This is a genomic window from Ensifer sp. NM-2 (genome assembly GCF_003024455.1).
GTDB classification, from domain to species: Bacteria; Pseudomonadota; Alphaproteobacteria; order Rhizobiales; family Rhizobiaceae; genus Ensifer; species Ensifer canadensis.
In genome coordinates this window covers 1-20,701 of record NZ_PVZR01000016.1, presented here as the reverse complement: position 1 = coordinate 20,701, position 20,701 = coordinate 1, and the positions used below count along the sequence as shown (strand labels likewise).

Annotated in this window: 17 protein-coding genes, 3 pseudogenes and 1 riboswitch; of the genes and pseudogenes, 4 read left to right on the top strand and 16 right to left on the bottom strand. The window is 59.2% G+C overall.

Going from position 1 to position 20,701, the window contains the following annotated elements; all coding sequences use genetic code 11:
* Nucleotides 1–13 precede the first annotated feature (13 nt).
* From C6558_RS26280 to C6558_RS26255, 5 genes are all read right to left on the bottom strand, one after another.
* Nucleotides 14–781, bottom strand: coding sequence for an ABC transporter ATP-binding protein (locus C6558_RS26280; protein WP_107027914.1), 768 nt, complete (start codon nucleotides 779–781; stop codon nucleotides 14–16).
* On the bottom strand, nucleotides 778–1,842 hold the full coding sequence (locus C6558_RS26275; RefSeq protein ID WP_107027913.1) for an iron ABC transporter permease: 1,065 nt from the start codon (nucleotides 1,840–1,842) through the stop codon (nucleotides 778–780). Before C6558_RS26275 ends, C6558_RS26280 begins: the two co-directional genes overlap by 4 nt.
* Entirely contained in the window at nucleotides 1,839–2,942 is a 1,104-nt protein-coding gene (locus C6558_RS26270) for an ABC transporter substrate-binding protein (RefSeq protein WP_107027912.1), read from the bottom strand. The genes C6558_RS26275 and C6558_RS26270 overlap by 4 nt, the downstream gene beginning before the upstream one ends.
* A 39-nt stretch (nucleotides 2,943–2,981) precedes the next feature.
* Nucleotides 2,982–3,674, bottom strand: a complete 693-nt coding sequence (locus tag C6558_RS26265) for a Crp/Fnr family transcriptional regulator (protein ID WP_107027911.1) — start codon at nucleotides 3,672–3,674, stop codon at nucleotides 2,982–2,984.
* Between the two features lie 1,592 nt (nucleotides 3,675–5,266).
* Nucleotides 5,267–5,539 (bottom strand): DUF6522 family protein, encoded by a 273-nt coding sequence (locus tag C6558_RS26255; protein ID WP_057210591.1) that lies wholly within the window; start codon nucleotides 5,537–5,539, stop codon nucleotides 5,267–5,269.
* A gap of 156 nt (nucleotides 5,540–5,695) precedes the next feature.
* Here C6558_RS26255 and C6558_RS26250 point away from each other — a divergent pair, with 156 nt between their 5' ends.
* The 4 genes and pseudogenes from C6558_RS26250 to C6558_RS26235 form a co-directional block, all read left to right on the top strand.
* Complete coding sequence (locus C6558_RS26250) at nucleotides 5,696–6,160, top strand: group III truncated hemoglobin (protein WP_107027910.1); 465 nt, start codon at nucleotides 5,696–5,698, stop codon at nucleotides 6,158–6,160.
* A gap of 48 nt (nucleotides 6,161–6,208) precedes the next feature.
* Entirely contained in the window at nucleotides 6,209–6,640 is a 432-nt protein-coding gene (locus C6558_RS26245; RefSeq protein ID WP_057215310.1) for an Rrf2 family transcriptional regulator, read from the top strand.
* 295 nt (nucleotides 6,641–6,935) lie between these two features.
* Nucleotides 6,936–8,468, top strand: coding sequence for an FAD-dependent oxidoreductase (locus tag C6558_RS26240; RefSeq protein WP_107027909.1), 1,533 nt, complete (start codon nucleotides 6,936–6,938; stop codon nucleotides 8,466–8,468).
* 56 nt (nucleotides 8,469–8,524) lie between these two features.
* Nucleotides 8,525–8,730, top strand: a pseudogene (locus tag C6558_RS26235) (transposase); the annotation flags it as partial.
* Between the two features lie 77 nt (nucleotides 8,731–8,807).
* On the opposite strand, the gene C6558_RS26230 reads toward C6558_RS26235, so the two are convergent.
* The 11 genes and pseudogenes from C6558_RS26230 to C6558_RS26175 form a co-directional block, all read right to left on the bottom strand.
* Nucleotides 8,808–9,731, bottom strand: coding sequence for a nucleotidyltransferase and HEPN domain-containing protein (locus C6558_RS26230; protein WP_107027908.1), 924 nt, complete (start codon nucleotides 9,729–9,731; stop codon nucleotides 8,808–8,810).
* A 153-nt stretch (nucleotides 9,732–9,884) separates the two neighbouring features.
* Nucleotides 9,885–10,883 (bottom strand): annotated as a pseudogene (locus C6558_RS26225) (TRAP transporter substrate-binding protein).
* 21 nt (nucleotides 10,884–10,904) lie between these two features.
* A pseudogene (locus C6558_RS26220) lies at nucleotides 10,905–12,142 on the bottom strand (TRAP transporter large permease subunit).
* A 638-nt stretch (nucleotides 12,143–12,780) separates the two neighbouring features.
* Nucleotides 12,781–13,590: a bifunctional hydroxymethylpyrimidine kinase/phosphomethylpyrimidine kinase gene (thiD, locus tag C6558_RS26210; protein WP_107027905.1), complete on the bottom strand. Its 810-nt coding sequence runs from the start codon at nucleotides 13,588–13,590 to the stop codon at nucleotides 12,781–12,783.
* A complete protein-coding gene (thiE, locus tag C6558_RS26205; protein WP_107027904.1) occupies nucleotides 13,587–14,249 on the bottom strand; it encodes a thiamine phosphate synthase in 663 nt (220 codons plus the stop codon). The genes thiD and thiE overlap by 4 nt, the downstream gene beginning before the upstream one ends.
* Nucleotides 14,236–14,976 carry a hydroxyethylthiazole kinase gene (locus C6558_RS26200; protein WP_107027903.1) on the bottom strand — a complete coding sequence of 247 codons (741 nt, stop codon included), beginning with the start codon at nucleotides 14,974–14,976 and terminating at the stop codon, nucleotides 14,236–14,238. Before C6558_RS26200 ends, thiE begins: the two co-directional genes overlap by 14 nt.
* Nucleotides 14,973–15,920 (bottom strand): ABC transporter substrate-binding protein, encoded by a 948-nt coding sequence (locus C6558_RS26195; RefSeq protein WP_107027902.1) that lies wholly within the window; start codon nucleotides 15,918–15,920, stop codon nucleotides 14,973–14,975. Before C6558_RS26195 ends, C6558_RS26200 begins: the two co-directional genes overlap by 4 nt.
* Before the next feature lie 34 nt (nucleotides 15,921–15,954).
* The gene (locus tag C6558_RS26190) at nucleotides 15,955–16,698 is read right to left on the bottom strand and encodes an ABC transporter permease (RefSeq protein ID WP_107027901.1); all 744 of its coding nucleotides are present in this window, start codon (nucleotides 16,696–16,698) and stop codon (nucleotides 15,955–15,957) included.
* A 141-nt stretch (nucleotides 16,699–16,839) separates the two neighbouring features.
* Nucleotides 16,840–16,942: riboswitch (TPP riboswitch) on the bottom strand.
* Between the two features lie 349 nt (nucleotides 16,943–17,291).
* Nucleotides 17,292–18,443 (bottom strand): hypothetical protein, encoded by a 1,152-nt coding sequence (locus C6558_RS26185; protein ID WP_107027900.1) that lies wholly within the window; start codon nucleotides 18,441–18,443, stop codon nucleotides 17,292–17,294.
* 159 nt (nucleotides 18,444–18,602) lie between these two features.
* Nucleotides 18,603–19,667 carry a radical SAM protein gene (locus C6558_RS26180; protein ID WP_107027899.1) on the bottom strand — a complete coding sequence of 355 codons (1,065 nt, stop codon included), beginning with the start codon at nucleotides 19,665–19,667 and terminating at the stop codon, nucleotides 18,603–18,605.
* A 200-nt stretch (nucleotides 19,668–19,867) separates the two neighbouring features.
* Nucleotides 19,868–20,701, bottom strand: an 834-nt coding sequence (locus C6558_RS26175) for an SIS domain-containing protein (RefSeq protein WP_146160914.1), incomplete at its 5' end; no start/stop codon positions are given.

Genomic DNA, 20,701 nt, shown 5'->3' with positions numbered 1-20,701 from the left:
GGGAATTCGCAACCTAGGCGGCATGGGATCGCCGCGCCGCGATCGGTATGACGAAGGGAACGTCCTGTCCCTCAGCGACAACCTCCACATCAACTCCATAGACCGAGCCTAGTCTCGAGGCGGTCAGGACAGCCGCTGGCTCTCCGGAAGCGGCAACCCTGCCTTTGTGTAGCAGAAGCAGCCGGTCGGTGGTCCGGGCCGCGAGATTGAGATCATGAACCGCCATGAGGATGAGTGCGCCCGATCGGCAAACATAGTCCCGCAACAGAGCAAGGACCGTCAATTGATGGCGCAGATCCAGTGCGCAGGTCGCTTCGTCGAGGATAAGCAGCCGCGGCTGGCGCATGAGCCGCTGCCCGAGCAGGACCAACTGCTGTTGACCGCCCGACAGCGTGTTGATCCGGCGATTGGCAAGATGCTCCAGTCCCAGCTGGCAAAGCATCGTCAAGGCTCTCGTGATCTCAGGTTCGCCTATTCGCCATCCCAACTGCTCATGGCGGGCGAGCAGAAGGGTTTGCAGCACAGAGAGATCTGCGTTTACAGAGCAATGCTGCGGCATGAAGCCGACAGTTCTGCAGTCGATTGGGCCGCTCTCCCATAGGATCGTACCCGAATGCGCAACACTCCCGGCAATGGCGCCGAGCAAGGTGGATTTGCCAGCACCGTTCGGGCCAACCACGGCGACGATCTGGCCAGGCGCGAGCGTCAGCGAGAAGCAGTCAATCGTGCGGGTTCGCCCGTGGTCTACGCAAACGTTCGTCAAAGTCAGACCCTCGGTCACTGTTGCTCTCCTTTGCCACGCCGCGCAATGACGACAAACAACATGGGAACGCCAGCAACAGCCGTGATTATGCCAACGGGGATGACGGCGGCCGGCGACAGCAGCTTTCCGAAAACCGATGCACCGATCAGGATGATCCCGCCGACCGTTGCACTCATTGGCAGCGCAAAGCGGTGATCCTCGCCAACGGCCGCGCGCGCCACATGTGGAGCAATCAGGCCGACGAAACCGATCGTCCCCACGAAACAGACGGCCGCGGCCGTCAAAAGCGAGACGAGCACGAAGCTGCGTCTGCGCAGCGCATCAACCGACAAGCCCATGCTGGTGGCATTGACGTCACCCAATCTCAGTAGCGTCAGCTTCCAGCTGTCGCGTATGACGAAGGGAAGGCATGCGGTCAGGATCGCCGCGGTGACGGCAACAGTGGTCCAGCTTGCTTTCAGCAGGCTGCCGAACAGCCAGAAGACGATCTGTTGGAGAACTTCGGGTGCGGCCATGAATTGCAGCAGGGATTGCATGGACTGAAAAAGAAACAGGACCGCAATGCCGGCCAGCACGAGAATTTCGGGGGTCGTTCCCCGCAGGGCCGCAACGCAGTAGACGAGGCCGCATGCAAGGAGCGTCATGACGAAGGCTGATGCCGGAACCAGAATGAAACCCGGCACAGGCAGGAACCCACCAAACATGATTGCCAGCGCTGCACCGAACCCTGCGGCAGCGGAAAATCCGAGCGTGAACGGGCTTGCCAAAGGATTGGAAAGTATCGTCTGCATCTGCAATCCGGCAACCCCGAGGCAGACGCCGACGAGCACGCCCATAGCCGTCTGGGGCATGCGCAACTGCCACAAGATAGTCGCCGCCATTCGATCTGCGCCATGAGGGCCAGCCCAAAGCGTCGCCCAGACATTGGCAAGTGCCATGCCCGACGGCCCCTTTGCCAGGTCAACCAGCACCAGAAATGCAAGCGCCAGCATCGCGGCGGCAAGTGCCGCAAGACGAAGGGAAACGTCGCGGCGATAGTGCGAACGAAAGATATCGAGTTTGAGGGTCGCGTCGCTCATTGGCCGTCGGCCCGATAGGGGAGCACAAAAACGCCCTCTGCTTTAATCGGCATCCAGGTGTCGTAGTAGCGTTTAATCTCGACTGCCGGGTCTACGTCGCTGAAAGCATCTGGGTAGAGCTGCTTGGCTATATATTGCGCGTAGACATAGTCAGACAAAGTTCGCGCACCGCCGTGGTAGATCGCATGCAAGGCGGAGTTTCTAACCGCCGGCAACCCGTTCCAACCTGGTCGGGCGATATAGGCCTTCATGCGGTCGCGTGCGATTTCCTTAGAGGCGCCGAACCCGACCGTGACCGCCTCTGGCTTGTCCAACCATTCAGAGCCGGCGAGAAAGATGATATCGGGTTCCTGTGCAAGAACGTATTCCGGGCTGAGCGGCCCCCAGTTTTCCAACTGCCCCTTGGCGATATTGGTCCCGCCAAGTCTGTCGATGAGCGATCCCCACATACCGTTGCCGTAGCTGTTTCCGACTTCGGACGGGCCTTTTTGAGCCAGCTCGACATAGACCTTCTTGTTCGTCGGTTTCGCGTTGGCGATGCGCCTGTCGATATCCTGCATTGCTGCCTCATATTGCGAAGCAAGTCTTTTTGCACGGTCACGCGATCCCATGACCGCCCCCAGAACAAGCGTCGACTGGACATGCTTTTCGACCGTCTGGGCGTTATAGTCGAGCACGACCACAGGAATGCCGGCCGTCTCCATCTGTTTGACGGCCTCGCCAAGCGCGTCGAAAGACCAGGCGGATAAAATGACGAGATCCGGTTTCACCGACAGCACCTTCTCAATCGAAAACGTGCCGTTTTCCGTATCGCCGACATCCGGCAGTGCTGCAAGGGAGGGAATTGCGTCGAGATAGGCCGCAAACTGGTTCGGCCGCCAGTCCTTCCAGGTGGAAAGTGACAACGCGACCACCTTGTCCATGGCGCCTGGACCAACGACCGCGATGAAATCCTCGTAATAGAAGTTCAGGACAACCCGTTGCGCGGGAGCAGCCAAACTGACGTGACGGCCCTTGACGTCGGTGACATTGATTTCCGCGCGGCCCTGTCCGGCAAAGACCAGGAGAGTGGTGACGATAAGTGCAAGTGTCTTTTTCATGGGAATGATTCATTTCCAGTAACTTGTGTGAAGTCCGGCTCAGGCTCGACGTTTGCGGACCTCGCCGCGTCCCCCTGCAGCCATCGCTTGCAGCCTGTCTGTGTCCAGCACCCTCACGATTTCCGGGTGTGAGAAATCGATGACCTTGTCCCGCTTGAGCTGGTTGAGGCATCGGCTGACTGTTTCAATCGTCAAGCCGAGCCAGTCGCCGAGATCGGCGCGGGTCAAATGCAGATTGAACGTCGGTGCACCGCGTTGAGGGTTGCGCGATGCGCGTTTGAACTGCTGGGCAAGATCAAACACGGCCGAGCTCACGCGCTCCATCGCAGTCTTGCGTCCAAGCAGGGTTGCAAGGCTGTGAGCCCGGTTCAGCATCTGCACCAGAGCCTGGTCGAGAATGCCTTCGTCGACCGTTCGACCAAGGCTTTCGACTTGACTGAACGTCAGGGCCTGGGCGCCGCAATGGTTGTCTTCGTGAAAGACGAGACCGAACAAGCGACCGGGACCAATGATGTCGAGGACCTGTCGGCGACCGTCTCTGAGTGAATGTGTGAGCGCGACACAACCATCCACCAGTCGATAGATGGGGACAGCGGTCTCATCCTGGTCGTAAATCGTCGTTCGGGGTGAAAACAGCCGGCGACGGCCGACAAATGATGGAGAAAACGGCAAGCCTGCGAAATTCGGCGGCAGCGCAAGCGCTGCCTCCACAGGCATCGAGATGTTAAGCATGGATTTTTTCCGGCGTTCGGCCGCGGGCTTGCTCGTGCAAGTGCGATGCAGCCGCCAAGATTGCTATCCGCCGGCGCAAGGCGCGGCGGTACGATCAACCCATGACGCTGGCGGGAGGCGCTCGCGGCGACGCGTTGGCGGTTCGCACAGGTCGCCGGTCTGTGTTCGGGCGTGCGGAAAAACCATGCTCTCGAATTGAGCCTACCGGCACCCCGACCGTGTCTGTCGGCGACGGAAGCAGCAGCAAGGCACTGAGGCGGCACGCTTCGCAGGTTCCCGATGCGCCATACCCCTCTTCACCGTCATGGACGCCGGCAAGGCATAAGTCCGGCGCCGTGCCATCTGGAAGAGCAAACGCGGAAACGTCAAAGCCGACAGCTACGAACGCGGTAGCTGGAGCCCTATGGGCAAATGATATGGACAACAGGGCAATCGCGCACAGCAAGCGCAGATAGGTCGCCCATTTTCCATAAGCCCGTGACAAATGAAATCTCCCGATTTGACACTCTATTGATACCCTATTGCTGGCGAGCGACCTTGCTCCAGATCAAGCTTCAGCGACATTCCCGCACGACTTGCCTCGGCGATGGTCGCGGCTTGCAGAAACCGCCGAGTCTCATCCTGATTGACGCTGAATCTCACCTTGATTGCCGCCGCGCAGGTGAGCGACACAACGTGCAAGTGGCACTGATCGGTGCGGCCAGGGCATCAGCCTGCCTTGCCGTGAAATCGTGGCGGCAGTCGGCAACCTGTCATTGTTTTGCTTTAATCTGACTTCGTCAGCGGAGGTTTGCAACACGATGAATGGTTGGAACAAGGACGGGCGCGGGAGCGTCAGAGTATCACCGGTCGTCGGCTGGAAGGCCGCAACGCTGATCAACAACGAAGCCGACGTCTTCCTTAGGCTCGAGTTCAGCGTCAATCCTGATAACACAGACGTATCAGCACTCCAATTTGCACTGACTGAGCATCAGGCTCGCGAAATCAGTACCAAACTGAGAGCCCTTGCAGACACGATATCGTCTTACGCCCTCCAGCCCATTTGATGGCCGATCGTGTTCGGCTCGCTCGATCTGAGCGATCGACGAATGCCGCCCGATGAAATGGCTGACCTGCACCTCACTTGTTGCTGGCCATCCCAGATCAGCAAAGCGGATTGGCGCGTACGTCGAGGAACGTTCACCGATTACATCACGAACGGAACTTTCTTTCTGGCTTCTGGATACCTTCACGAACACCTTCTATCCCCCATGAGCTTCCGAACATGAACGGAGTCAATTCGGGGTGGAAGTTCCAGTGGAACTGAGGGACAAGACCGGCCAATCCCAGATGGGCGAACTCAATCGTTTGGAGGCATACCTCGCCAACAGCTCAGTCAAATCGCTTCGCTTACACGAACATCATAACGACCATGTAGCCCACGATAACGAGCAATAAGCCAACGACCAGCATTGGCACGAGTGTACTTTCCGACTGACGATCGTTCATGTTGCTATTCCGCCTATTGTTGGATTCGTTTCTTGGCTAACTGACTTTGGTCGGGCCCTGCCGAGCGCTTTCTGCGGGAGGACGAGGATGGTCGACGAACGCAGCTAGCCTCCCAAGGTCGAAGGTCGCCTGAGGTCAAGGGACTCCTCGCTGACAATGCAGTTGTCGGCGTCGACAATGCCCCGCCAGACCGAGTTGCCGTTGCGCACAGTCAGGCGCTTGCGGCCTTCGTCGCTGTCGACGCCGCGCTCTACTATGCTGGTCACGAGGCCAAGACGCATTCGGCGCCGAAGTTCACTCGCCTCTATCGAAAGCCGCACCGCCAGGAATGCCGGGTCCAGAACATAATCTCCGGTCTGGTCAAGCTCGAGCCTCATCTGGTCCCTCATCGAATGTACGCGCCGGTATGTGGCATAAAGATATATTGACGATATATGTTTTGATCCGCATAGTGAAGCGTATTCTCATCACACACCCGATCGTCGTTGGACGAAAAAGGGCCGTATCGGCCTGACTGAGGACTGAATCCAGGCATGAGCAAAGGCGCAAATGACAAACCAACCATCGTTATCGACGGCCGGGTGCTACCCGAGCAGTTAGACGAGCAGATGATCCACGACGTGGTTCACGGCTTCTACGACGGGATCCGCAAGGATGCCCTGCTCGGGCCGGTGTTCAACAGCGCCATCGCGCGGCATGACTGGCCACAGCATCTGACGAAAATGTGCGACTTCTGGTCGTCTTTGATGCTTCGCAGCGGCCGCTATGACGGCCGACCGCTGCCGCCGCATCTGGCGCTTCCTGGCCTGGGCGAACAGCATTTTCGCCAGTGGCTGGGTTTGTTTCGCGCTACAGTCCAAAAACTCTGCCCGCCGGAGATTGCGGCGCTGTTCATGGAACGGGCATTGCGCATCGCGCATTCCTTCCGCCTTGCACTGGCCTACAATCGCGGTGAAAACACGTTGTCCGTCGAGCCGATCACGGCCGACAGCCTATGACCTTCCGGGGCAACCGGCAGGATCGGCATGCGCAAAGGTTGGAGCGAAATGAGGCTGACGAACTTTTCCGACTACACGCTGCGCATGCTGATGTTCGCGGCATCCGCTGGGGACCGGCTGTTTACGATCGAGGAAACGGCGCGCGCCTTCGGCGTGTCGAAGGCGCATCTCAACAAGGTGGCCAACACGCTGACCCGCGCCGGGTACCTGACGGCGGTTCGCGGCAGATCGGGTGGGCTGACGCTCGGACGTCGTCCGGAAGACATCCGCATAGGTGACGTGATCCGGCTGACCGAGCCGGATTTCGCCCTGGTCGAATGCTTTGCCACCGGCAACCAGTGCACGATCACGCGTTGCTGCAAGCTTTCCGGCATGCTGCGCGACGCGCTGTCGTCGTTCCAGAACACCCTCGACCGTTACACGCTTGCCGACATCGCACTGACGCGCCAGGATTTCCTGGTTGATACGCCCCGCACCTAGAGCATTTCCAGGAAACGTGCGAAGCGGTTTTCCGTCAGGAAATGCGTAAAAACAAAGAGATAGAACGTTTGTTCGGTTCCGTCCAAATCGGAAACGCTCTAGCGACTGCCCCGGCGCGGGAACGACCGCGCTTGGCTCCGATGGAGCATATCGCAAAAATTGCACGCAACTGCAGGTCAAATTCACTTGCCTGGGAGCCGGAATGGCGGACAATCCCGGAGGAGTTGCCTGTTGGGTAGGTAAGCCCAGCGTCGCAGTGGACGATACCGGCAGCTGCCCTTCGACGGAGGAGAAGATGGCCGCTAACCATTCAGGCCCGACCGGACCCGACCTCGCCCTCGGCATTGCGCTCACCGATCTTCCCGATGGCGGCAAGCTGGTCGGTCATCGCGATGGCGAGCCGGTGCTTCTGTTGCGCCGCGGATCCGAGATATTCGCGATAGCCGCCAACTGCTCGCATTACGGTGGGCCGCTCGTCGATGGCCTCGTCGCCGACGACACCGTGCGCTGCCCCTGGCATCACGCCTGCTTTCATCTGCGCACCGGAGAGGCCCTGCGTGCTCCGGCGTTATCGCCGCTCGCATGCTGGTCGGTTGAACAGCGCGGCGACAAAATAATCGTTGGCGAGAAGCGCAAGAAGCAGACGCCTGCCCCACGCGAGGGTGATGCCGGGGCGGCTCCCGAAAAGATCGTCATCGTCGGTGGTGGCGCCGCCGGCTTTGCCGCCGCCGAGAGGCTGCGGCGCGAACAATTTCAGGGCGCCATCGTCATGATCAGCGATGACGAGGCGCTGCCCGTCGACCGCCCTAACCTCTCGAAAGACTATCTCGCCGGTAAGGCGCCGGAGGACTGGATCCCGCTGCGCAAGGAGGGCTTTTATGCCAAGAATGGCATCGACTTGCGCTTGGGAACCAGGGTTGCCGGCATCGATGTCCGCGCCAGCGAAATCTTGCTCGCCGATGGGGCTCGGGTCGCCTTCGACAGACTGTTGCTGGCGACGGGCGCCGAATCGGTTCGCCCGACCATCCCCGGCGCCGACCAGTCTCATGTCCACACGCTGCGCTCGCTTGCCGACAGTCGGAAGATCATCGCGCAAGCCGGCATTGCACGCAGCGCCGTCGTCCTGGGCGCCAGCTTCATCGGCCTTGAAGTTGCTGCCGCCCTTCGGACCCGCGACATCGAAGTGCATGTGGTGGCGCCCGACGAACGGCCGATGGAACGGATATTGGGGCCGCAGATCGGCGATTTCATCCGCGCCCTGCATGAGGAAAATGGCGTCATCTTCCACCTTGGGGATGCCGTGACGAGCATCGGTGCAAAGGAGATCCAGCTGAGCAGCGGCGGCATCCTGGCCGCAGACATGGTCGTTGCCGGCATCGGCGTGCGGCCGCGGGTCGGTCTCGCCGAAGCGGCCGGGCTCGCCACCGATCGGGGCATTCAGGTCGATGCATATCTTGAGACCAGTGTGCCGGGCATATATGCGGCCGGCGATATTGCCCGGTGGCCCGATCCCCACAGCGGCGAGAACATCAGGGTGGAGCACTGGGTGGTGGCGCAGCGGCAAGGTGCTGCGGCCGCACTCAACATGCTCGGACGCCGGAAGAAGTTCACGGATGTGCCGTTCTTTTGGAGCCAGCATTACGACGTTCCGATCAACTATGTCGGCCATGCCGAAGGATGGGACGAGATTGAGGTCGAGGGCGACATTCCCGCCAGGGACTGCCTCCTGCGCTTCAGGCGCGACGGAAGTGTGCTGGCGGTCGCCACGATCTTCCGCGACACCGAGAGCCTCGAGGCCGAACTGGCGAAGGAGCGGGGCGAGGCCTAGTAGGGACGAATTATGATCTAAGATCCGGCCCTCTCTTCCTGGACGGGGCCAGTCAGCGCGCCGTCAAGCTCCTCTTTTCCGATGCGCAGAAATGCCTCAAGGCGGCCGCCACCAAGGTTCTGTGCGCGCCATGGCAAAGGGCCGGGTGCATTTCATGCGCAATGTGCTGGCGCATGCCGGCAAGCCCGGCCGCTGTGTCATCTCTGCCTTCATCGCTACCACCTTCGCCCAGGAGACGCCGCAAGTCGCGAGCACACAATGGTGCAACCCGGATCCGTTGGCGCCCATCACAGAAGCTGATGCATGATCAAGATACCGCCAGACACCTAGTATCGTGCTTTATTCGCTTGGTTCTTTGGGGCTTCCTGATTTGAGCAATTCAAGGTGGTTACGGCAGGCTTTTTCCACCAGATCGATGAGTGCCTCGGTCCGGCCCAGTAGCCACAACAGGGCTTCCTCGGTAATTTCAAAGTGCCGCGAATAACGCGCTTTTACATAGGCTTCGTTGACAATGTTAAACCACGCAGCGAAGCGTTGTTGATCGCGCGGCCAGATCTCCGCCAGCTCGCGATGCTGCTCTTCGGCGCGACCACGCAGGAAGTTGAGGTTATGGGAGGCTGGGCTGTGGTTGGTCAGTACCAGAAGAAGCGTGGCGTAGGCTTGTTCGATCGACTGATGCAACAGAAACGAAGCCTCTTTCCACATGTTGGCCGCTGCTGCCGATCGAGCGAGCTGCAGAAAGTTGGCGGCAGTAACGGTGCGGGTGTCGTAATGCTCTTGCGCCATACGATAGGCGTCTGCCGGTGTTAGCCGTTTCGGCACTGCTAACGGCTCATCATCGAGTTCGTAGAGCACAATGCCATCGCGCCGAATATCGACAAAGAAATAGCGACCATCATAAAGCGCGGTATTCACTTCACGGCGCGAGTGGACAATCAAACTAGTTGGTGTTTCAATTCCGGAGTGACGCAGCAAGCGGTCCTGTGCCTTCGACCAATAGCGCGCGAAGTCAGTCAGCTTGCTGTTGTTCACAACGACAAGGATATCGTAGTCCGAGCGATAGCCTTTCGTGGTATGCGGCTCATCCACCCAGTTTCCGCGTGCGTAGGAGCCGAACAGAATTACCTTCAGTATTCGACCACGTTTTTTGAAGTCGGCAGTACCGTCCTTTAGCGCATCTTCGAACTCCTCGTGCAACACTTCGACAACGCGCGCAAGCTCACGCTGCTTACGCTCAGGGAGATGAGCAATACTCGATTTCATCGGCGCGTGACCATGTTGTGGGCCCTGCATTCGTCAACCTGTGGCATATGATTCGCGGCAATGTAGACCGATGCTAGGGCAGTGAGAACCCTAACAATATTATGAAGCAGCCCCGATTTTTTCAGCTTGAGTGCTTTGCCAGCAGATGCCGCTCTAACCCATTACCCGCACAGCCTCGATCGCCTTCATGCCGCCGACCTTGTCGGAGTATGCAGCCCAAACCTTTCGTGCGCCAGCGATCCATTCTTCGCGATCTTCGGCGGCAAGGAAGCGCGCACCCGCCGTTTTCGCCACCTCGCCGAGGCCGCCTCATCGGCGATGATCAATGCGTTGAAATGCTGTGCGCCCTCTATGGCTGCATCCCGAAACACCGCCTGCTCCTCGCCCGAAAGCCTATTCCAGAAGGCCTTGGAAAAGACAATCGCGCCCGATGCCCAAATGTGGCCTGTCTCGATTACATCTGGCACGACCTCATAGAGCTTGAAGCCGGCATAGGCTGACTTCGTCAGGTCCATGGCATCGGCGACACCCGTTGCCAGCGCGTTATAGGTCTCTGTGATCGGCAGACCGACAGGAACAGCACCGAAACTTTCCCAAAGCGTCGCATGAAGCGGGCTATGGATGACACGCAATCTCTTGCCGGCCACATCACCGGGACGCGTCAGTGGTTCCTTGGCAAGCAGATGCCGCGCGCCGTAGTTGACATAGTCTCCAACACTGAAACCCTCCCCTTCGAGCTTCGCCTTCAGCGCGTCTCCGGGCTTAGAAGCGACCGTCGCGCGGACATGGTCGGCTGCGGAAGAGAAACGGCATATCGAAGAGCTGGCACTCTGGCGCCCAGGCAGACAGGGAAGAAAGCGTGGAGAGGCTCCCCTGAATGGCACCCAACCGTAGACCTTCGTTGACATCTTTCTCGCCGCCGAGTGCTGCATTCGGCACGATGTTGAAAGAAAATCGTCCCGGGAGCTTGGCTTCGATGAGATCGTGTATCTTGAGCCAAACCTTGGTCTCCGGCCTATTTTCACCCAACAGTGACGCGATGAGTACGCGGCGTGCGGCGGCCACCCGGCCCGTCAATGCCGGAGCCGCAAGTGCGGAGGCACCGGTAGCAAGCAGGCTCAGGTTGAACGAACGACGATTGAGGCGAAGCATATCCATTCCCTCCCTTGGGGCTCAGAAGCAGGCGGCAAGCGCCGCAGAAAAACTGAGAAGTGCCAGCGCCGACAGCAGCGCGAGCAGATACGGCCGCGACGCGGCAAACAGTGCGACAACAGGGACACCGGAAGCGTTGCCGACGGTCTGGACGAGGATGCCAACCGGCGGCGTCAAACCGCCAATCATCAGATTGACGACCAGGATGACACCGAAATGAATGGGGTCGAAACCAGCCGAGACGGCGACCGGCAGGGTGAGCGGTGCAAACAACAGGATCGCCGCACCGATATCGAGGAACAGTCCAACGCCCAGCAGCAAAAGATTGAGCGCGGCAATCACCAGAAATGGGTTGGACCCGAGCCAAGCCGCTGCAGACGACACCTGAGCGGCCACGCCATCAACGGCAATTAGGAACGCGAAGGGCGCGGCCGAACCGATCAACAACAAGATTGCTGCGGTTTCGCGCGCCGATTGCCGGAAGGCAGCTCCAATCTCTTGAATCGCCGTTCGCTTCAAGATGGCCGCGACCAAGGTATAGGCGGCCGCAAGTGCAGCAGCCTCGGTCGGCGCCACCACGCCTGCGCGAATGCCGGCAACGACGATGATGCCGAGACCGAATGCGGGCAGCGCACGAACGCCAAGTCGTCGGCACTCTCCGGCCGATACCCTGTCGCCGCTCGCTGTCGTCGCGCCGTTCAGATGGATGGCAACGGCAAGCGTTGCCGCCATGACCAGCCCTGCGACGAAGCCGCCGGCCAGGAGCTTGCCGGTCGATAGATCCGCGGCAGCAGCAAGGATTAGAAAGGCGATCGATGGCGGGATGATGTTGTCGAGAACCGAGACGGCAGCAACCAGCGCCCCGGCGCGTTCAGGCGGTGTGCCGAGCTTCGTCAGCTGCGGCATGAAAGCGGCGGCGCCGAACGCCGCATTGGCGATCGACGAGCCGGAAGCGCCAGAAAAAAGCACGCCGGTCAGCAGCACCGTCTGTCCGAGCCCGGCGCGACGATGGCCGACAAGGGCGGCGGCGAACCGAACCAGGTCGCTCGCAATCCCGGACGGGTCAAAAGCGCGCCTGCGAGCAGAAAGAATGGAATGGCGGTGAGCAAATAACGCGGCATGCCGGACAAGGTGGCCGCCGCCATCGCCTCCTCCGGCATCGGTGCGCCGAACGCCACTGCAACATAGGCTGCGGCAATGAAGGCATGGGGTAGCGGCGTTCCCAAGATAATTGCCGCAAAAGCAAGACAACAAATCATGACGCTGGGCGATGCTAGGCCCAGGGCCGGCGCGACACCGACCGCCCAGTGCAATCCGGCGGCAGCCACCAGCATCGAAACGAATGCGACGAGGCGACCCTCTGCGAGGTGGCGGAGGAGAATCGCAACGATCGCCAGCACGCCCCCGGCACTCAACATGGCCGGACGCAGTCCTTCGGCCAGGCCGAGCGACGGCGTAATGCCGCCACGATCAAGAGCCGCTTTGCCGCTGCCCGATATCAGGATGATGCAAGCAAGCAGGGTGATGGCGCCGGAGAGCAGCGCGCGCAGATGCCGGGGAGCGAGGCGTCTTAGCCGGAACGACGGTTTTGCGCCCTCCCCGACAATCTGCAACGAGCCGTGCACAGTTTGCGCATGGTCGCGGCAATGACGAGACGCCGCTCCCCCCCTCAAACAGATCGATCCGCAATCCCCTAGCGGTCGAGGCAAGCGGCAACCCGATCGAGACAAGTGCCACCAGCAACCAGCTCACCGCTTCCTCTGCCCCGGTAAAACCGCTTCCCGCCACGTATCGGAGGGGAACCGAGAAGGTGATGGTGACGAGCAGGAGCGCAAGCAGAACCGCTCCGGCAAGCTCTAGCGTTCGCTCCAGTTGCAGCGAAAACGCCTGTGCCGCGCTAGCGAACATCGGGCCGCCACCAGCGATGGAAGTGGTGGACTGGTCCACGTCCCTGCCCGACTTTGAGATCGCCGGCGGCAACGATGGCACCGTGTAGATAATCCTTGGCGGCAATGACGGCGTCTGCGAGTGACATTCCGCCTGCAAGCCCGGCGGCGATCGCCGCCGACAGCGTGCATCCCGTGCCGTGATCATTCGTCGTCTCAATGCGCGGCGCCGTCAGCCGAACGGGGTTTCCTCCATCGAAGAGGATATCCGTCGCTTCGGGGCCATGCCCATGCCCGCCCTTGATCAGGACCGAACGCGCGCCGGCCTTCAGAATGATTTGCGCCTGATGCGCCATCTCTGCCTCATCTGTCGCGATCGCGCGCCCGGTCAGCAATGCCGCCTCTGGCAGGTTGGGCGTGGCGATCAGCGCCAGTGGCAGCAGTTGCTCGCTCAACGCAGCAATAGCATCTGGGCGTAGCAGCGCGTCGCCAGATGTGGCGACCATCACAGGATCGAGCACTGCCATCCTGCCGTATCGGCGAAGTCCGTCGGCAATGATCGCGATCGTCTCTCCGCGGGACACCATGCCGATCTTTACCGCGCCAACGGCGAGATCCGAGAACACCGCATCCATCTGTGCTTTGACAATTGCGGGCGAGATGTCTTCGACCGCCGTTACACCCCTGGTGTTCTGCGCCGTGATCGCGGTGATAACGCTCGCACCATAGGCGCCGAGAGCCGAAAAGGTCTTGAGGTCTGCCTGGATGCCAGCCCCGCCACCGGAATCCGAGCCCGCAATGGTGACTGCAATGGCGGTCATCGCGAAGCCTCCGCCAGAGCCTTCTCTTCACAAGCGCGCAATTCGCCCGTGGCCGCCGCTGGACCCACAGCGGCGAAGATTGTGGAGATGACTGCAACACCATCCACTCCCACGGCAACGACATCCGCGGCGCGCTGCGCATTTATGCCGGCAATGGCTCCGACAGGCAGGTTCGGCTTGGCCGCCAGAAGCGTGGCACGAAGTCTGGCGAACCCTTCCAGACCGAGGGGCGGATCGGGGTTGTGCTTCGACAGCGTCTCATAGACCCCGCCGATGCAAGCATAGTCGATCGGCGAGGCAATCGCCGTCTCAGCGTCCTCTTCGTTCTTAACCGTCAGACCGATGATCGCAGCATCGCCCATGATCGAGCGCGCCGTTGCCGCATCCATATCGTCCCGGCCGAGATGGACGCCGGCGGCACCTGCTGCAAGCGCCACATCGACACGATCGTTGACGACGAAGGGCACACCGGTACCGGCAAGACCTGCGCCGATAGCCCGGGCCTGTTCGATCATTTCCCGCGTCGAGCTCGTCTTGTCGCGATACTGGATCAGCGTCGCGCGATTGAGCGCGGCGACCCGCGCGAGGTCTGCCAAATTCGTGTTGTCCCCAAGGCGCGCATCGACGAGGGCATTCAGGCGATAATCAACCTCCGGCATGGGAAATCCTGGCATGAGCAATGATATCTTCGGGGTCGAGCGCTGCGAGCGCATCGCGGAAGGCCGCCTCGAACGTGCCGGGGCCACTCGAGCTCTGCACGGCGATTTCGGCGGCGATGCAGCTCGTCAGCAGTGCACCCGTGGCAGCCTTTAGGCGATCCGGCTCGACGGCCATGAAAGCTGCGATCAAGGCGCCGGAGAGGCACCCGGTACCCGTGACCTGCGCCATGAGGGGGTGGCCGTTCTCAACCCGGATCGTATGTAGATCCAGTGTGAGTTCATCGACTGCCCCGGTCTTGATCTTCAGCGCGCCATTGACCTCCCCGAAAAGGTCCATCTCGCTTGCGTTGCCGCGAACAACGGAAGGGCCGGATGCGATGAGCTCCCGGGCGAAGACAAGCCGCGACGGCGAATAGTCGCAATGCACGGGATCGACGATCCACGGCTTGTCGGTATCGCGCGCAACCGCCGCTGCCAAACGGATCGCCCTCCGGCGCTCTTCATCAAGCGTACCGAGATTGACGACGAGCGCATCGGCGCGGCGGGCAAAAGCCTCGACCTCCTCCGGTGTCGATGTCATCGAGGGGATCGCACCCAGCGCTGCTAACCCATCGGCCACAAACTTCTGCACCACCGTGTTCATCAGGCAATGCACCCGCGGGCGCTGCTCCCGCACAAGCGCCAGCGATGCAGCGGCATTTTCGACGAAGTCCGATGTACCCGTCATCGAATTTCGACCGCGATATCGTCGACATCAGGTGCCTTGCCGATCAAACCGCTTTCGGAGAGAAAAGCGCCAAACCGCTCGTAGCGGCCACGGTCGAGCGCCGCCGGCCTTTTGGCGAAACGCGGCAGAGTGTCCGTGAATGCGCTGCGGTTAAGTTCGTCATCCAGGTTCGGGTAGGCCTTGACGAACAGCTTCCAGGCTTCATCCGGATGATTGATGAGAAAGATCGCTCCCTCCTCCACCGCGGCCAGGAAGGGCCGCAAGCGTTTGTCGGCCACCTTTGCCTTGTCGGAAACGAAGACGAGTTCGTCATAAAACGGCACGCCATGCTCTTCTGGGAAGAAGGACCGGCCATCATGCCCCTCGAGCCGCATCTGCGTCAGCTCGAAATTCCTGAAGCCGCCGATCGTTGCATCGACCTTGCCCGCGATCAGCGATGGGGAGAGCGCGAAGTTGACGTTGATCAATTCGACATCCTCTTTCTTGAGGCCGGCCGAGGCCAGCATCCGGCCGAGCATTGCATCCTCGAAACCGGAGACGGAAAAGCCGATCTTTTTGCTCTTCAGATCGGCAAGGCTTCGGATCGGACCGTCGTCAAGGACGGTGACGGTGTTAAGCGGAGTCTCGACCAGGGTGCCAATGCGAACAAGCGGCAGGCCCGCGGCATGATCGAGATAGAGATTCGGTTGATAATGCACGCCGATATCCGCCTGCCCCGCTGCAACGAGACGCGGCACGCTTGAAGGATCGGCGGGCGGAACCAACTCGACATCGAGCCCCGCCCTTTCGAACAGGCCGAGCTCCTTGGCGACAACGATCGGAGCATGGTCGGGATTGACGAACCACTCCAGCATCACTGTCAGCTTTTCAGCGGCAGTTGCTGAGCCGGCTGAAAAGACGACGCAGAGCGCGAGGCTGGCGGAAAACAGAAAGTTGCGGATCATAATGTTATGAACTCTCCCAATGGATCTCAGAAATTCACGTTTCCCGCGCCCAGTGCGCGAGAGGACGGGTTGCCTCATCGACGAGAAGCCTGAGGCCGACGGCAAGCACGGCAAGAATGGCCATCGCGGCAAAGACGACATCGGTCTGCATGCGGGCATTTGCCTGGACGATAACGAAGCCGAGGCCGGCCGAGGCGCCAACCCATTCGCCGACGACCGCGCCGAGCGGCGCCAAGGGGGCCGCAACCCGCAGGCCGGATACCAACCCCGGCAACGCCAGCGGCAGCCGCACAAACCTTAGCGCCTGCCAGTGGCTCGCTTTGGTCAGCGCCACGGCATCAAGGATCTGCGTATCGGTGCGTCGCAGCCCATCAGAGAATGCGGAAACAACGGGAAAGAAAATGATGATCGCCGCCATCACGATCTTGGAGATCATGCCGAAGCCGAACCACAGCACCAGTAAAGGTGCGATGACGAAGACAGGAAAGGCTTGGAGGACGAGCACGAAAGGCCAGACGAGCTTTCCGAGCCGCGGCAATGCCGCGAGCACGATAGCAGTCGCAGCGCCGAACGCCGTGCCGACCGCGAGCCCCGCCAGCATTTCGACGATCGTCACCAAGCTCTGCTCAAGCAGAAATTCTGGCTGCCGCGCAAAGACGGCCAGTACCTCGATCGGCGTTGGTAGCAGATAGCGCGGCAGCGCAAAGACGACGACCGCCCCTTGCCAGAGGACAGCAAGCACAGCAAGGCTACGAACAAATGTGAAAGACACGCGCATCGCCGGTCAGCCGACGCAGCAACCCGGACTAAATACAAACCCGCCATCCGGCGGCAACTTGGCAAAAGACAGCATCGATCGATCTCCAGACAAAATATCACGGAGACCCAGGTGAAAGCGAAGACGCGATTAGTTTGCCGAAACTGGCTCTTTTCCCGTTCCTACGCCGGCATGACCCGGATCAGGTTCAAGGGTCCGGCTCACCGCCATCTCAGCACAGAGTAGTGCTCCCCTCGGAATACTTGAACCTATGGGATACTCTCAAATGTGTCAAGGATACTTTCAAAACTCTGTGTTTCCGCCAATACAAAAGGACACGACTACCAGTGACTGGCAATGGGTGCGAAATCTGAATCACGTCATGTTGAATTCACATAAAAATACCGAATTTATAGATAACGACAGAACAACCAAAGAATAATATTGTGAATGCCTCGGCAAACACAGGATATAATAAAAATATAATCAGACACAACACCAAGGAAGCATATGAATATTTCATCAAGGGATATCTACCACACCCACGAACGGCTGCTTGAATCGCTCGTTTACATGGTGTCGTGTACTGATGCCGGTAGGGATTGCATCGCTTTCTATAAGACTGTTACACTTCCAACGTCCACTACGTCACCTTGAATGCGATTAATGCCCGGTTTCCGTACAATCTTTCCAGCGGTACCGTTGAAACGCGCGCCGAGTGATTGGCCGGGCTGATTGGAAGACCAAGCCCCCGTGTACTCAACAGTGGCTTCCTGGTTGGAGACACCTTCCACGGACAGAAAATTGGCAGCTTTGTTGAGACCAATCTTGCTATTCTCCAAGGCGTAAAATCCGTCGATTTTGATGAGATTTGCACCATTGACTTGCTCTTGGAGTGCCAGCGGCAAGGATGCCATGGGTGATGCCCTGACATAGACAGCTTCCTTTTGGCACCCTTCGGAGTAACCACTGACAATATTAACGGTTGTGCAGCCCTCAATGTAAAATCCAAAAAGGTCGCGATCAGCTGAACAATTAAACAGCGCGGCGGCAACAGAGCCAGCTATATGCCAGCCAACGCCTTTATTGTCTGAGGAATAGCAACTATAGGCAGCAATTGTGGTTGAAAATCCGGAGATTTTAACACCAGCGCCCGCGTTCAACGTCGACCAAATGCTTCGCATTTCGATCCCGAACGCATTTTGGACAAGTATTCCTTCGGCGCCAGCCTGCTGCGTTCTTACATTCTCAAACATCCCGCGCGCCGCGTAGTTGCTGCCCCCCGAGTTGTCGCCGACCACCGCGATGTTGTGGGACGGAGCACTCCGAATGGAGAGATTGCGTACTCCAAAGCCTACGCCAGGCCCAAATTTTATGCCGCACTTCCCGGGAGCAGCAGTGGAGAAATCCATAACCGTAGCCTGCTGACCTTCTCCTTCAAGATAAATATTATGTACCTTCTCAATCCGATCTGCATCAAACCTAATCTCATCGTTAAAGAAGTAGACCCCACCCCGAGGAAGGACAATTTTTCCCCCTCTATGTGCACCGCCTCGTTGCATCATGTCCCGAATCGCCTTTAACGCGGCCGTATTTGCCGGAGCGTTGCTGGGATCAAGTCCGTTTTCGGATGAGCGCAGGCCGTAGTTCTCTCCGTTTACGAAAGGCAATCGGTCGCGTGCGCTGACCGTCAAAGACCCCTTCGTCACGGCAACCACGCCCGCGCCCGCTACTAGACCCGCCTTGAGGAACGAGCGTCGCTTCACAATAACTCCTGTCTTTGCAGCATACCTGAAGAATCAGGCATAAGGTAACCGCGCATCGTGATGTGGCAGTACCCGCCATGTGAGAACCATCAGATGCTATGAGCCGAAGCTTTCGCTCTACTACGAATCACCTTAACGTTCCTGCGAACGGGTTCCCGTTCAGGGCCGCAGCAACTCGCCTGCAGTCGAGGAGTGCTGATGCTGCAATGCTTTCGAATACTCAGCCAATGGATTGAGGCTTAGATTGCGCTCGACACCGTCCAGAAACGAATACTTGTCCAAGCATACGCACGAATGAAATGGGCACGGCACGGCCGAGGTCGGCCGCGCTGGAAGCTCTGGATCGAAGAACGATCCAAACTCGGCGGGGTGGCAGCCGACAAACACTTTCCCCGTGTAGTCTACCTCATAGGCCACCGCCGGAAAGCTGCATTGCAGGCCAAACGGGTCATCGCTGCCGGTACGATAGCGAAAGTCAAGGTCCGGGATCGCATCGGCCATGACCATTAAGCTCGCATCTGAATACGTTCCGTTGCTCAGCCACAGCGGGTTTGGGTGTAGAACCAAGCCCAATTCAGCAAATTCGTCCCGACGACGCTTGAACGCCTCCACGTTGTCATCACTCATGACGTAGTTGACCATGCCTATTTGGACGCCCGCTCGCTTTAAAACCAAAATGCGTTCCTTGAACTCCTCTTCGTTTGTGTGACTCGGGTGGAATGTGCACATCAGGATGATCTTCCTGAAATCTACACCCACGAAAAGTTCAGGTTTCCACCACGCATTGGTGTCGATGCGAATACACTCAACGTTGGGCTTCATAGTCAGATGGGCAAGCACCTTGCCCATATTCTGGCGGTCAACCATCGGCTCGCCACCGGTGATGACTATAGAAAGCCGATGGTCGTCAAAATGGCGATCGAATGCATCTTTCCATTCCTCGACGGGAAAATTGTCGAATGCGTGGGCGGTAAAGCCATTCCCTTTAGGTGCGCGCCGTTCATGTGTTTGTGGACAATATGGACAGCGATAATTGCACCACTCAGTTATGAACCAACGTACCAGAGCGACGCGCTGGCCATTCTCGGGAAGCCAAACTTCTCTCATTGTCGGCGCCGAGGATTTTGGGCGGTCTGATCCCATCGGAAAAACGCCTAGCAGGGACTTCGCCTGCTTGAGCAGAAGCTCCTTGGCATTACTGATTACACTGTTGTACGAAACCAAGTTCTTGATCCTCGAATGTCGTGGTTAGTAGCATAGATTGCGATCCGAACGTACCGCAATCATATACAACACTCCTTCAATGAGAACGTGCGTTTGAGCCGATCGCTTTGCTCTCCACCAGCACAAGCGTTGCACAAGTTTTCCGCAGCCTAGATCGGCAACATCATTCACAACAGGGTGCAGCCAGCATCAACAAAACGTCATTCGACCGTCACCGATTTTGCCAGGTTGCGCGGCTGGTCGACGTCGGTGCCCATGAACACGGCCGCGTGATAGGCAAGCAGTTGGATGGGTAGCGAGAAGATCATCGGCGCAATGATCTCGTCGACATTCGGCAGAACGATCGTCGCCATCGTCTCGAGCTTCGAGGCGGCCGCCCCCTTTTCGTCGGTGATCAGGATGATGCGTCCACCGCGGGCTGCCACCTCTTGCATGTTCGACACGGTCTTTTCATAGAAGCGGTCGTGCGGGGCGATGACGATAACAGGCATGTTTTCGTCGATGAGCGCGATCGGACCATGCTTCAATTCACCGGCGGCATAACCCTCGGCGTGGATATAGGAGATTTCCTTGAGCTTCAGCGCGCCTTCCATCGCCAGCGGGAAGCTGGTGCCGCGACCGAGATAGAGCACGTCGCGGCACTTCGACAGTTCGCGCGACAGCATCTCGATCTTTGGCTGGATGGCGTTCAGCACCTGGCCCATGATGCGCGGCATTTCCGCGAGGTGGCGAACGAGTGTCTGTTCTTCATCGGCCGAGACAGTGCCACGGGCGCGGCCGGCGCCGATCGAAAGGGCGGCGAGCACCGCCAGCTGGCAGGTAAAGGCCTTGGTCGAGGCAACACCGATCTCAGGACCGGCCAGGATCGGGAACACGGCATCGGATTCGCGCGCAATGGTCGATTCGTGGGTGTTGACGACCGCGCCGATCGTCAGGCCATGGTCCTTGCAGTACCGAAGCGATGCCAACGTATCGGCGGTTTCGCCGGACTGCGAGATGAACAGCGCGGCCGACTGCGGCGACAGCGGGATTTC